At 64.1% G+C, this 13916-nt stretch carries 6 protein-coding genes and 2 pseudogenes; 7 read left to right on the top strand and 1 reads right to left on the bottom strand.

What is annotated here, in order from left to right; all coding sequences use genetic code 11:
* The first annotated feature begins 391 nt into the window (after positions 1-391).
* From QCE88_RS14180 to QCE88_RS14165, 4 genes are all read left to right on the top strand, one after another.
* Positions 392-2941 (top strand): tetratricopeptide repeat protein, encoded by a 2550-nt coding sequence (locus QCE88_RS14180; RefSeq protein ID WP_409018092.1) that lies wholly within the window; start codon positions 392-394, stop codon positions 2939-2941.
* 335 nt (positions 2942-3276) lie between these two features.
* A complete protein-coding gene (locus QCE88_RS14175; RefSeq protein ID WP_309902847.1) occupies positions 3277-3720 on the top strand; it encodes a nuclear transport factor 2 family protein in 444 nt (147 codons plus the stop codon).
* Positions 3721-4018: 298 nt separating this feature from the next.
* Positions 4019-9472 carry an ESPR-type extended signal peptide-containing protein gene (locus tag QCE88_RS14170; protein ID WP_309902845.1) on the top strand — a complete coding sequence of 1818 codons (5454 nt, stop codon included), beginning with the start codon at positions 4019-4021 and terminating at the stop codon, positions 9470-9472.
* Positions 9473-9578: 106 nt separating this feature from the next.
* A complete protein-coding gene (locus tag QCE88_RS14165; RefSeq protein WP_309902843.1) occupies positions 9579-10040 on the top strand; it encodes a hypothetical protein in 462 nt (153 codons plus the stop codon).
* 371 nt (positions 10041-10411) lie between these two features.
* On the opposite strand, the gene QCE88_RS14160 is transcribed toward QCE88_RS14165, so the two are convergent.
* Positions 10412-12061, bottom strand: a complete 1650-nt coding sequence (locus tag QCE88_RS14160) for a tetratricopeptide repeat-containing glycosyltransferase family protein (protein ID WP_309902841.1) — start codon at positions 12059-12061, stop codon at positions 10412-10414.
* 555 nt (positions 12062-12616) lie between these two features.
* Between QCE88_RS14160 and QCE88_RS14155 the strand changes: the two genes are divergently transcribed.
* From QCE88_RS14155 to QCE88_RS14150, 3 genes and pseudogenes are all read left to right on the top strand, one after another.
* Positions 12617-13090 (top strand): ribonuclease, encoded by a 474-nt coding sequence (locus tag QCE88_RS14155; RefSeq protein WP_309902840.1) that lies wholly within the window; start codon positions 12617-12619, stop codon positions 13088-13090.
* A 15-nt stretch (positions 13091-13105) separates the two neighbouring features.
* Positions 13106-13214, top strand: a pseudogene (locus QCE88_RS42045) (barnase inhibitor); the annotation flags it as partial.
* 74 nt (positions 13215-13288) lie between these two features.
* A pseudogene (locus QCE88_RS14150) lies at positions 13289-13681 on the top strand (barstar family protein); the annotation flags it as partial.
* Positions 13682-13916: the final 235 nt, after the last annotated feature.

Genomic DNA, 13916 nt, shown 5'->3' with positions numbered 1-13916 from the left:
TTGCCAACCCGATTCCCGCAATTGTTTGAAGCCTGTTATTCAAATAACTGACTCATATTATTCCTTTCAGATTCATAAATATGAAGTCGATGTTTATCGGTGATTCGCTCAATGAAACAACCTGAAAATCCGAATCGAATGTCTTCAGGATAAACACAAAGCTATGCGTGTACTCAAGATTCACTTTAATGAAATTGATTTGTGCATTGTTTCAGTGGAGTCGCGAGAAAATAGAAGAGAAGACCAAATAGGACTTGAATCGTCTTCCTAACAATAAGTTGCTTGTTGTAACATTGCGTGGATCTCGCACCTCACCAGTGCAGGCGCAATTCAGCGGAGGCTGCTGGTCCGCTGCGCGGTCGCAATACAAATCAATATAGGGAAGCCGGACGTGCAAGCCACCGGACTCGTAACCTCACAGTCTTTCGAATCTGCATTGGAATGCTTTCGCGCGGGTGACCGCGTACAGGCCGCAATCCGCTGCAGAAGCATCCTGAGCGAAGTGCCGCTTCATTGCGAAGCCAATCATCTTCTGGGAGTGCTTCATTTGCTGGATGGCGATCCCGCCAAAGCGGAAGCGCTCATTCAGATTTCTCTTTCGATCACTCAAAGCGCGGCGGGCGAGTCCGATCTCGGGCTGGCGTTGAGAGCACAGAAGCGCTATGAGGAAGCGATGAGCGCGCAGCGTCGCGCATTGGACATCGATCCCGATTTCGCCATCGCGCATTTCAATCTCGCGCGGCTGCACGAGGAGCTGAATCAGCTCGAAGAAGCGAAGACAGCGTTTCACCGCGCAGTCGAACTCGATCCGAACTCGGCGGAGTACCGCTTCAATTTCGGAAGATTGCTTTCGAGACTCGGTAATGGCGCCGATGCGCTCGAGCAACTGCGTCGCGCAATCGTGCTGCGTCCCAATTGGCCTGAAGCGCTCAATAGTCTGGGCACGGTGCTGGCCGAACAAAGAATGTTCGACGATGCCGAATCTGCATTTCGTCATGCGCTGGAGATTCGACCTGGCTTTGCTCAGGCGCTGTGCAATCTGGGCTCCCTTTTTAAAGACACGGGCCGAAAAGCGGAAGCAGAGCAGGCCTTGCGTCATGCATTGCGCGCCGATCCGCAATTCGCAGGCGCAAGCGAAATGCTGGCGAGGCTTTTGAATGAGCTCGGACGCTCGAATGAAGCGATCGATACCTTTCGGATGTCGCTGCAACTGTCGCCGAACAATGTCGGTACGTTGAATGCGCTGGGCAGTCTGCTGGCGGAAAAACGCCGTTTCGAAGAAGCGGAAGCATTGTTGCGTCGCGCGCTCGAATTGACGCCGCGTTTCGTGCTGGCGCTGATCAATCTCGCCAATATCCTCGCGGAGACGCGCCGCGCCGAAGCCGCCGAGGCCGCTTACCGGCACGCCCTCGAAGTGGACCCGAATCATTGGGGCGCGCTCTTCAACTTCGGGGCTTTCCTTAAAAATCGGCGCAAGCTCGACGAAGCCGAAGGGCTCACGCGCCGGGTGCTCGAATTGCAGCCGCGTCTCGCCGCCGCGCACGTCGGACTGGGCACCGTGTTGCTGGCGAAGAACTCGGGGAACATCGAGGAGGCGTTGAACTGTTTTCGCAGCGCCATCGAGATCGATCCGGACTGTCTGATCGCTCATTCGAATCTGGTCTACGCGCTCAGCTTCGTCAGCGAGGCCGGTTACGACGTGCTCGAAGAGGGCCGGCGCTTCGCCGCCCGCTTCGAAGCCCGGCATGCCGCTGCGGCGTTGCAGTACCGGAATGATCCGGCACCCGAACGGCGCTTGCGCATCGGCTACGTTTCGCCGGACTTTCGCGACCATTGCCAGGCCCTGTTCATGTTGCCGCTGTTGCGCAATCACGATCATCGCGCGGTCGAGATATTCTGTTATTCGAGCGTCGATATCCGTGATCGCATCACCGACGAGATCGCGCATCTCGCCGATGCCTGGCGCGAGGTACGCAGCCTCGACGACGAACAACTCGCACAGCAGATCCGCGACGACCGCATCGACGTTCTGGTCGATCTGACCATGCACATGGCGGGCGGGCGTCCGCAGCTCTTCGCGCGGAAGCCCGCGCCGGTCCAGGTGGCCTGGCTGGCGTATCCGGGGACCACGGGAAGCAGCGCGATCGGATACCGCCTCACCGATCCGTGGCTCGATCCGCCGGGTTCGAACCGGGAAGACTGCTACAGCGAAACGTCGATTCACCTGCCCGATACGTTCTGGTGTTACGCGCCACTCAACCAGGCGCACCACGTGAACACGTTGCCCGCCGACGCCAAGGGACACATCACGTTCGGATGCCTGAACAATCCGTGCAAGCTCACCGATCGGACTCTTGCACTGTGGGCCGAGGCGATGCGGCGCATTCCCGGCTCGACCCTGATGCTGCTGCTTGCCTGGGGGCGTGCGCGGGAGGACGTGGTGGCGAAGTTCGAAGCGGCGGGAATCGAGGCATCGCGACTCGACTTCGTCGATTACCGTCCGCGCGAGCGTTATATGGCTACGTATCTCGAGATCGATATCGTGCTCGACACGTTTCCGTACAACGGCCACACCACGAGTCTCGACGCATTGTGGATGGGCGTGCCGGTCCTCACGATGACCGGCCAGACGCCGGCCAGTCGCGCGGGTCATGCGTTGCTGTCCAATCTGAGCATGCCGGAATGGATCGCGGATTCGGAAGAGAGCTTCATTGAAAAGGCGGTTGAAGCGGCCCACGATCTGAGTCGCTTGCGCAAGCTTCGGTCTGAACTGAGAACGGTCATGGAGCGTTCTTCATTGATGGACGGTGCGCGCTTCGCACGGGGAATGGAACGTGCGTTTCAAGCTATCTGGCGCGAGCAATGTGCGCTTTGCTTGCAATCGAATACTCCATCGAAAATCGAGGTCAACACTTTGTTGACCCATGACGTTTCCTGCTGAATCTTTCGCCGGGGAAGAGCGAAAGAAGGCTGGGGAGAAAACACGGCGTGATCAACGCTGAAACAGATTGTCTTAGGTAAATATTCGCATATAAATTTCGGATAACCAATCATGTGGCGATTCTGGGGAGTCGCCATCCGTCGCATCCCGTTCTCTCCGTGACGCGACCGCCGCTTTGAACGCAACGCGCTTGCACGCACGCAGCCGACGATTTCACTCGTTCGGCGGCGCGGGTGAGCTATTGCCGAAAGCTTGATTGCGAAATCCCGATGTCATTTGAAGAACGAGCGTTTTTATCGCTGGTTCGCAGTTACGGCTGTATTGGAGTCCACGCCATGAAATCTTGTGTCGCGCGCAATAAATGCTTTGTTTCGATCTCGTTCGCGCTGTTGAGCATGCAATGCATTGCGCAAACGACGGGCGATTCTGCGTCGCCGGAAGCGCTCGAGCGCGTGTGGGTTCAGGCCACGGCGAGCAGGGATATCGCGGCGCTCGACCGGATTCTCGACCCGTCGTTCGTGGAGACGCTCAGCAACGGGCATCGCCGCAACAAGGCCGACGTGTTGAGCGCAGCGCCTCCGCCCGTGGGCTCCACACAGCAATTGCAGGACATGCAGGTCAGGACCTACGGCGACACGGCAATCATCACGGGGACCAACCGGTTCAATCAGTCCAGTCAGCCGGCGGCACTCCTGTTCTCTTTCACCGACGTGTTCGTGCGCCGCGACGGCGCGTGGCGAGCCGTCGCGTCCCACATGACGCTTCAGGGACGCGAGTGAATTCACAGGCGGCATCAACCAGGGAAGCCGATTTCGGTCAGATCGATTCGCTGGAAATCGTCGTCGATTTGCAACGCTGCAGCCGTCAAGGGGAGGTTGGGTGAAGCCCGAAAGCAAGAGTGGGAGCTTGCGCAATCAGTGATGCCGCAATGCCGACATGGCGCGCCAGTGACCGCGGCGCATCGGCATCGATCGCTTGACGCGTCAGGTGGTTCCGGTGGGGAGCGCCTGGACATTGAAGAACCTTGCGTTGCGGATATGAAGTATCAGCAACATTATTGAAGACTTAGGCATACAAATGAATAAGACATATCGGACAGTGTGGAACGAGACCACCGGCACGTGGGTCGCGGTGGCGGAATCGGCGAAGGCACGGGGAAAGAAAGCGAGCAGCAAGATTGCAGCGGCCTGCGCGGTGGCCCTGCTTGGAGGGATGCTGTCGATGGCGGATACGGCCTCCGCCGGTTCGGTCGATGGCGGGACGGCCACGGGCTTCAACGGTGCCGTCGCGGTCGGAAACGGTGCAACATCGAGCGGCTCGGGCGCCGTCGCCATGGGAACTTTGGGCGGCGCCGGGACGGATCATACGCTGGCGTCGGGGAATGACTCCGTGGCCTTGGGGAATAATGCGACGGCTTCAGGTGGTACTTCCACGGCCATCGGGCTGAATGCGACGGCAGCGGCGCAGAACTCGATCGCGTTCGGAAATGGCGCGATCACGTCTGGCACGGGGGCAGCCATCGCGCTCGGCCAGACCGCGACGGCGGCAGGGTTGAATACGGTTGCAATATCGACCGGGGCGCAGGCGTTGACGCCCACATCCATCGCAATCGGTCAAGGTTCGCTTGCGAGCGGCGACGCCGGGGGGGCGACACCCGGACTCGCGATCGGCTCGCTGGCAACAGCGAACGGCAACCAAACGGTAGCACTTGGCCTCCGTGCCACCGCCTCGAACGTTGCGGCGACTGCATTGGGGTCGCAGTCGGCAGCCACCGGTAGTGCCGCAATGGCGCTCGGAGCAGGCGCCATTGCAAGCGGCGACCTGTCTGGAGCCATGGGTACGTTGGCCAAGTCCATCGGGCCGGGTTCGCTCGCGCTGGGCTCGAGCGCAGTCGCGAACAATGCCGGCGACGTAGCCCTCGGCCAAGCTTCGACGACGGCAGCGGTCGTGAACACCCCGAACGCGACGATCGGCGGCAACACGTACACGTTCCAGGGCACCAATGCGACGAGCACGGTATCGGTGGGTGCACTTGGAGCGGAGCGCACGGTCACGAACGTCGCGGCGGGGCGTCTTTCCAGCGCCTCCACCGACGCGGTGAACGGCTCGCAGCTCTTCGCCTCGAACCAGGCGATCAATCAGAACACGACTGACATCAGCAACGCGGTCAATTCGATCAACAGCCTGGCGACCACGGGCCCGACCTACTTCCACGCCAACAGCACCGAAGCGGCCGCCGCCGCGACCGGCACGCAATCCGTCGCTGCGGGCGGGGGCGCGTTGGCGAGCAGCCAGGGGGCGAGCGCATACGGCGATCAAGCGTCAGCTTCAGGCAACGGCTCGACGGCAGTGGGTTCTGCCGCGAACGCTTCGAATACGGGTGCGACGGCGCTTGGCAGCCAGGCCAGCGCGAGCGGCAACGGTGCGATTGCGTTGGGCTCCGAGGCGTCGGCTGCGGCAGCGGGCGCAACGGCGATCGGCACGCAGTCCAACGCCAACAGCAACGGGGCGAATGCCTATGGCGCGCTCGCGTCAGCCTCGGCTGTGGGCGCGACCGCTCTCGGCACGAATGCGCACGCCATCAACGCGAACGACGTCGCCCTCGGCTCCACTTCGACGACGGCAGCGGTCGTGAACACGCCGAACGCGACGATCGGCGGCAACCCGTACACGTTCGCGGGCACCAACGCGACGAGCACCGTCTCGGTGGGCGCGCCGGGCGCAGAGCGCACGATCACCAACGTCGCGGCGGGGCGTCTCTCCGGCACCTCGACCGACGCGGTGAACGGCTCGCAGCTCTTCGCCGCGGACCAGGCGATCAACCAGAACTCGACTGACATCAGCAACGCGTTCAACTCGATCAACGCCCTCGGGACCACGAGCACGAAGTACTTCCACGCCAACAGCACGGGCGTGGACTCGACGGCCACGGGCGTCGACTCGGTGGCGATCGGTACGGGCGCGGTGACGTCCGGTGCGGGTTCTACGTCCATCGGACCGAATGCGACGGCGTCGGCGCCGAACTCGATCGCGTTCGGCAATCAAGCGACCGCGTCGGGCGTGGGGGCAGCCATTGCGCTCGGTCAGACCACGACGGCGGCGGGGTTGAATTCGGTCGCAATATCGACCGGGGCGCAGGCGTTGACTCCGGCATCCATAGCGATCGGTCAAGGGTCGTTTGCGAACGGCGACGCCGCGGGGGCGCAACCCGGGCTCGCGATCGGCGCAAGCGCGACGGCGAATGGCGGCAGTGCGGTTGCCTTTGGCGACGGCGCCCTGGCTTCGAACACCGCGGCGACGGCATTGGGAAGCAGTGCAAGCGCGTCGGGCATCAGTGCCACCGCACTCGGCGCGGGCGCGACGGCGAGCGGCGAATTTACGGGCGTTCTGGGCTATCAGGCCACGGCCACCGGCGCGGGGGCGCTCGCGCTGGGCGCGCGTGCCACTGCCGGGAATGCCGGAGATGTAGCGCTCGGCCTCGGTTCGACGACGGCAGCGGTCGTGAACACGCCGAACGCGACGATCGGTGGCACCACGTACACGTTCGCGGGAACCGCTGCAACGAGCACGGTATCAGTGGGCGTGCCGGGTGTGGAGCGCACGATCACCAACGTCGCGGCGGGGCGTCTTTCCGCCACGTCGACTGACGCGGTGAACGGCTCGCAGCTCTTCGCAGCGGATCAGGCGATCAACAGCCTGGCGACCACGGGCGCGTACTTCCACGTCAACAGCACCGGTCCGGCCGCGGCCGCGACCGGCACGGACTCGGTCGCTGCGGGCGGGGGAGCGCTGGCGAGCGACGAGGGGGCGAGCGCATACGGCAATCAAGCGTCGGCTTCAGCCAACGGCGCGACGGCAGTGGGCGCTTCCGCCAACGCTTCGGATATTGGCGCAACGGCGGTTGGCGAACAGGCCAGCGCGAGCGGCAACGGTGCGAGTGCGTTTGGCTCCCAGGCGTCGGCTGCGGGAGCGGGCGCAACGGCGATCGGCTCGGAGTCCAGCGCAAGCGGCATCGGTGCGAGTGCATATGGCGCCCAGGCGTCGGCTGCAGGAGCGGGCGCAACGGCGATCGGCACGCAGTCCAGCGCGAGCGGCATCGGGGCGAGTGCCTATGGCCCGCTCGCATCGGCTTCGGCAGACGGCGCGACTGCGCTTGGCATGAACGCGCACGCCAACAACGCAAACGACGTCGCTCTTGGCTCCGCTTCGACGACGGCGCCGGTCGTGAACACGCCGGGCGCGACGATCGGCGGCAATCCGTACACCTTCGCCGGCACCACCGCGACGAGCACGGTATCGGTCGGCGCGCCGGGCGCGGAACGCACGATCACCAACGTAGCGGCAGGGCGTCTCTCCGGCACCTCGACCGACGCGGTGAACGGCTCGCAGCTCTTCGCTTCCAACCAGGCGATCGATCAGAACTCGACCGACATCAGCAACGCCCTCAACTCGATCAACAGCATCACGAGCACAGGCACCAAGTACTTCCAGGCCAACAGCACCGGTGCGGGCTCGATGGCGACAGGTCTCGATTCGGTCGCCATCGGTTCCGGGGCAATCTCGAGCAATGCCGGCGACGTAGCGCTCGGCGCCGGTTCGACGACAGCAGCGGTCGTGAACACGCCGAACGCGACCATCGGCGGCAACCCGTACACGTTCGCCGGCATCAACGCGACGAGCACGGTATCGGTCGGCGCGCCTGGCGCTGAACGCACGATCACCAACGTCGCGGCGGGGCGTCTTTCCGGCACCTCGACCGACGCGGTGAACGGCTCGCAGCTCTTCGCTTCCAACCAGGCGATCGATCAGAACTCGACCGACATCAGCAACGCGGTCAACTCCATCAACAACCTCGCGACGACGGGCACGAAGTACTTCCAGGACAACAGCACCGGTGCCGGCTCCACGGCGACAGGTGCCAATTCAGTGGCGATCGGCTCGGGCGCGGTGGCGACCCTTCCCGGCGATATCGCTCTCGGCGCCGGTTCGACGACGGCGCCCGTCGTGAACACCCCAGGCGCGACGATCGGCGGCAATCCCTACACGTTCGCCGGCAACAATGCGACGAGCACGGTCTCGGTGGGCGCGCCGGGCGCGGAACGCACGATCACCAACGTCGCCGCGGGGCGCCTCGCCGGCAACTCGACCGACGCGGTGAACGGCTCGCAGCTCTTCGCTTCGAACCTGGCAATCGATCAAAACTCGACCGACATCACCAACGCCATCAACTCGATCAACACCATCACGAGCACCGGCAGCCTGTACTTCCACGCCAACAGCACCGGCGCGGCCCCGACGGCGACCGGTCTCGATTCGGTGGCGATCGGTTCGGGCGCGGTGTCGACCAATCCCGGCGATGTCGCCCTTGGCGCCGGTTCGACGACCGCCCCGGTCGTCAATACGCCGAACGCGACCATCGCCGGCAACCCGTACACGTTCGCCGGCACCAATGCGACGAGCACGGTATCGGTTGGCTCGCCGGGCGCCGAACGCACGCTCACGAACGTGGCGGCGGGACGCCTCTCCGCCACCTCCACCGACGCCGTGAACGGCTCCCAGCTCAACGCGACGAACCAGGCCGTTGGCAGCCTGCAGACTCAGGTGACGACCATCTCGAACACCGCGAGCACGCTGGGCAACTCGGCCGTGAAGTACGACACCACCGCCAACGGCACGCCCAACTACAGCAGCGCCACGCTGAACGGCGTGACCTACAGCACGGCCACGCACACGGGCGGCACGACGCTCCACAACGTGGGGTACGGTCTGGCCGGGGGCGATGCCGTGAACGTCGATCAGTTGAACGAGGCCATCGGCACCGTCGCGAACATGGCGCAGGCTGCCAGCAGTCCGCTCGTCGCCGCCAATGGCGATCGTGCGACCGAGGCCGCCGTCGCCACCGGCGCTCATTCGACCGCGCTCGGCGCCAGTGCCGGCGCGACCGGCACGCAGGCGGCGGCGCTCGGCTACAACGCCAGCGCGACCGGCACGCAAGCGGCCGCGATCGGTTCGGGCGCCAAGGCCTCCGGCGCCAATTCGGCTGCGATCGGTACAGGCAGCCAGGCGACGGGCGCGAACTCGGTGGCGCTCGGCTCGAATTCGGTGGCGGATCGCGACAACACCGTGTCGGTCGGCGCGCCGGGCAGCGAGCGGCAGATCGCGAACGTCGCGCCGGGGTCGCAAGGCACCGACGCGGTGAACGTGAATCAGCTGAACCAGAGCGTCGCGGAAGGCGTCAACCAGGCCAACGCCTACACGAACCAGCAGTTCAACGCTCTCGGCAATCAGGTCAATTCCGTGGCGCGCTATGCCTACTCGGGCGTCGCGGCCGCCACGGCGCTGACGATGATTCCGGACGTCGATCAGGGCAAGACGATCGCGGTCGGTGTCGGCACAGCCACCTACAAGGGCTATCAGGCAGCGGCGCTCGGTGCTTCGGCGCGGATCATGGAGAACGTCAAGGTGAAGATCGGGGCCGGTGTCAGCGCCGCGGGGACGGCATTCGGCGCAGGCGCGTCTTATCAGTGGTGACACCGTGGTAACACGCTCCGGCTCCGGCCGGTCACAGGCGGACGGCGCGCGTCGTCCGCCTGCAAAGGCGCCAGACGGAGATCCCTGATATCCACGAATGCACGTCATGAACCTTCAACTTCTTCTGGTGGCGCTCGTCGCGGTCGTCGTGACGGGCGGCACGAACTGGTCCTCGCCGATGTCCGCGGCCGGTCTCCTGACACTCGGATCGGGCGAGCAAGCGTGGCAAGTGCAGTGCCACGGCTGGTTCGCAAGCGGCGAGACCTGCATGCAGCGCGCGAGATCGATTTGCGAGCAACAGTCGGTGACGGTGCTCGATACCGTCGCCACGATGCCGGGCGAGGAGACCGATGTCACCGATCCGCACGAGCTGACTTTCGTATGTGGCGACGTCGCGGCATGGCCGCCGGTCGCGGCGAGGGCGCCGCGTGACGCTTCGGCGAACCCGGCCGGCTGTCCGGCGCGAACCGGGCGACAGGCCGCGCTCGAATCGAGGAACGCAGGCCGCGCAGGCTCGACGGCTTTATCGCGGCGAGCCGGGACGTCTGCATCGGGCGGGTGGACCTGATGCTCTGTTGATTCGAGCGGCCCTGACGGCGCTCGACCAATTCCCGTCCTCGGATTGAGCGGCCTCGGATGGGCGTTCCGCATGACCGATGCGAGCCGGGACGTCTGCATCAAGCGTTTGGACCTGATGCTCCGCTGATTCGAGCCTTGATGGCGCCCGACGAATTCTCGTCCGCGGCCTGAGCGGCTTCGGATGGGCGTTCAGCGCGTCCGATGTGAGCCGGGACGTCTGCATCGGGCGGTTGGACCTGATGCTCCGCTGATTCGAGCCTTGATGGCGTCCGACGAATTCTCGTCCGCCGCTTGAGCGGCTTCGGATGGGCGTTCAGCGCGACCGATGCGAAACGCGCCCAGCAACTCATGGCCCATGACTCAAGACGCTGTGCCTCCCGCCGCTTCGCCCGCGAGCTTGCCGAGGTCGGCCCGGAGCCGCTCGAACACCGCGTCCCACTCGGCAAACCTGCTTTGCCGATACAGCGTGGCGGTCGGATACCAGGGGCTGTCCGGGCGATCGAGCAGCCAGACCCAGTGCGGATTGACGTCGAGCAGAACCCACGTGCGTTGTCCCAGCGCGCCGCTCAGATGCGCCACCGACGTGCAAACCGAAATCACCAGATCGAGCGCGCCGATGAACGCCGCCGTGTCGTCGAAGCTTTTGAACTCGCCCGTATGATCGGCGATGTCGAATCCCGCTGAGCGCGCGGCGGCGACGTCCGCGGCGGCATCGGGCTGCAAGGAATAGAACGCGACGTTGTCGAGGTCGCGCAAATACGCTTCATGGCGTTCCAGTCCCACGCGACGAAACGGATTGCGCTGGTGCGTGCGGCTGCCGGTCCAGGTCAGCCCGACCTTCAGACGCGTTTCCCCGGCGAGGCGTGCGCGCCAGCCATCGATGGCGGCCGGATCGGCCCGCAAATACGGCACGTGCGATGGAATCGTGTCTTCGCGGGTGTCGAAGACGTACGGGAGCGTCACCATCGACACTTCGTAGTCGAATGGCGGCAACGACTCCAGCCCGCCGCCCAGGGTGAATTCGTCGACGAATCGGGCCAGCGTGCGCCCGAGCAGCCCGCCCATCTGCGGAAACGAGTTCCACACCAGTCGGCCACCCTCGCGATGCACGCGCTCGGCGAGCAGCGGGACGTAGCGGCAGAACTGAAGCAGGTCGCCCATCCCTTGCTCGCCCCAGAGCAGCAGCGTCTTGCCCGCGAGCGGCTGGCCCGTCCATGTGGGGCCGGGGAACACCGGCCGTTTGCCGGCCAGTTCCTTCGAGCCGTCCCAGCGCGCCTCGTGTCCCGGCCATCCCGCGGCGTAGCGGCCGCGCAAGAGGTGCAGCATGCCCAGGTTCGAGCGATGCCCGGCGTAGTCCGGAGCGAGTTGCAACGCCCGGGTGGCGTGATGCTCGGCGTCGTCCCAGCGCTGGGCTTCGCGCAGCTTCTGTCCGTGGTTGCTGACGACGACCGGATCGTCCGGCGCAAACCTGACAGCCTGTTCGCTCGCCGCGAGCGAGCCCGCGAGGTCGAAGCGCGCCAGACGCACCTTCGCGAGATTGACCCACAGGTTGGCGTCGCGTGTGTCGCACTCGAGCGCGGTTTCGAGCAGCCGGGCCGCTTCGGACGACGCCGGATCCCGGTCGAGCAGCGCGGCGGCGAGGTTGTTGCGCAGGCTGTACAGGTCGGGATCGATGGCCAGCGCGTCGAGATAGGGCGCAATCGCTTCGTCGTGGCGGTTCGCGAACTGCAGCGCCAGCCCGAGATTGAATTGCGCGAGTGCGTTGTGCGGTTCGAGTTGTGCGAGCGTGCCCGCGATGGCTTCGGCATCGACGAGCCGTTGCTCCGTCGCCAGTTGCCGGAGCATCGCGCCGACGGACGCGCCATCCGTGGGAAACAAGTGTCGTGCAGCGTCGAGCCAGGTGTCGCGGACGATGGATTCGTTGCGCTGCTGCGCGTCCAGCGCGTTGCGCAGGAACGCCTCGAAGACGTCGAGCGTGCTGGCTGGCGAATGGCGAGTCGATGCAATCATTTGGCGATGCTGATCGGTTGCTGCTCCAGGCTTCACATCATTCAGTGTAGATCGGAAGCCGCGTGGCGCGAGACGGACGACCCCGTCCGCATGATTCAGAGAACGGAGAAATTATCCCGCACGCACAGTGTGTCATTGTCAAACAACGCAACAGCCGGCCGAATAAGTACAGAAAGGGGAGCGGTAGGGCCATGACCAAAAAAAAGGCGTGCCGCAAAGGATGCGCGGCACGCCCAGGCGAAATGCGAGGCTGTCTTTTTCACCAAAATGCAAGACTGTCGGCGGAGCGCGTGCCGTGAGACTGGCGACAAGTGAGGCGGCTTGTCCAGAGGTCTCGAGTCCCACAGGCATTGATTATTATCTCGTTGAGGATAAATTTCACTCAGAATAGTTCGAAATTGTGGGTGCCGCCGAAACCTGTCGAAGCGCCCGATGACCGCTTCTTCGGGAAAAATTTCTGATTTCCGAGCGAACATTGATTCGCCCTGTTATTAGCGATACCCTTACACCTTTAATGGTCGCCAGATTTCGGTTCAACCCGGGGACAATCGTTTCGTGAGGCGCGTCTGGGCTCTTTCCTGCTTGCTCGGCTTGAGCATCGTTCTCGTCGGGTGTGGCAAGGACGAGCCGGGCAGCCATTCCCAGGAACCCGTCGCGTCCGCTACCCCGGCGCCGGTTCAGCCGGCAGAAGCGGTTCAACGGGCACAGCCAGCCGCGCCGGCCGCATCAGGCCAGGACGGCCTGGCCATCGTCCGAACCGCGCAGTTGCCGAAGCAGGCGGTCACGACGCTGCGGCTCATCGAGGCGGGCGGACCGTTCCCTTTCGAGAAGGACGGCGTGGTGTTCGGCAATCGCGAGCGTCTGCTGCCTCGGCATCCGCGCGGCTACTACCATGAATACACGGTTCCCACCCCGCGCGCGAGGGACCGCGGCGCGCGCCGCATCGTATGTGGCGGGCCGCGCAGGCAGATCGGCGAGTGCTTCTACACGGACGATCACTACACCAGTTTCAAACGCATTACGGATTAACCAGGGATAAACGGCATGAGCGACAGCATCTACGCGCACGATCACAGCGTCGCGAGTGATCTTTTCGCCACCGGCGATGGCAACCTGTTCCAGCGAGTATTGCGGCTACGCATGACAGAACACGACAACAGACCCGGCGACGAGACCAGTCCCGACGAGTCCCATGCGCCTCACCTGCATGAAGAAGATGCGGAAGCCATGTTCGCCACGGTGCGGCCGAACATCGTCCAGTCCATCCGCGCGTTTCGCGTGCAGGATCTGGCCGACGAAGCCACGCGCCTCGGCCAGCATTTTTTGTATGCGTACCTTGGCCAAGCGCAGAGCAAGCAGGAAATACTGGAAACGATCGCCACGTCGTTCCTGTTTCCGAAGCACTTCGGCAAGAATTACGACGCGCTTTATGATTCGCTGACCGAGCTCGTCCACAAGGCGGGTTCGCAGCCGGGCTTCGTGATCGTGCTGGAGCAGCTTCCTATTGCGCAGAAATTCGACAAGGAAGGGCGCGAAGTGCTGCTCGATGTCTTCCGCGACGCGGCCGAGTTCTGGGCCGAGCGCAAGGTGGCGTTCCGCGTCTTCTATTCGTTCGTGTGAGACACACGGCCTTCGTAAGCTCGCCGCCGTCCGGATCACCCGTCAGTCAATCAGCCCGATGAGCGCGCCGCGTTCCTCGGGCTGATTGGTTTTTGGGGCGCGGCCACTGCGCTCTCGCGCTTTACGAGCCGCGCCAGCGCTTCACCAGCCGCCCCAGCACAATATCAACCGCCCCAGCGCTTCACCAACCGCCTTCGCGCTTTACCAGGCGCGCCAGCGCTTCACCAGCCGCGCC

Origin of the sequence: Caballeronia sp. LZ035, from assembly GCF_031451175.1 — a bacterium.
Taxonomy (GTDB): domain Bacteria; phylum Pseudomonadota; class Gammaproteobacteria; order Burkholderiales; family Burkholderiaceae; genus Caballeronia.
Note: the sequence above shows the minus strand (reverse complement) of the source record. Positions and strands in the feature narration are given on the sequence as shown.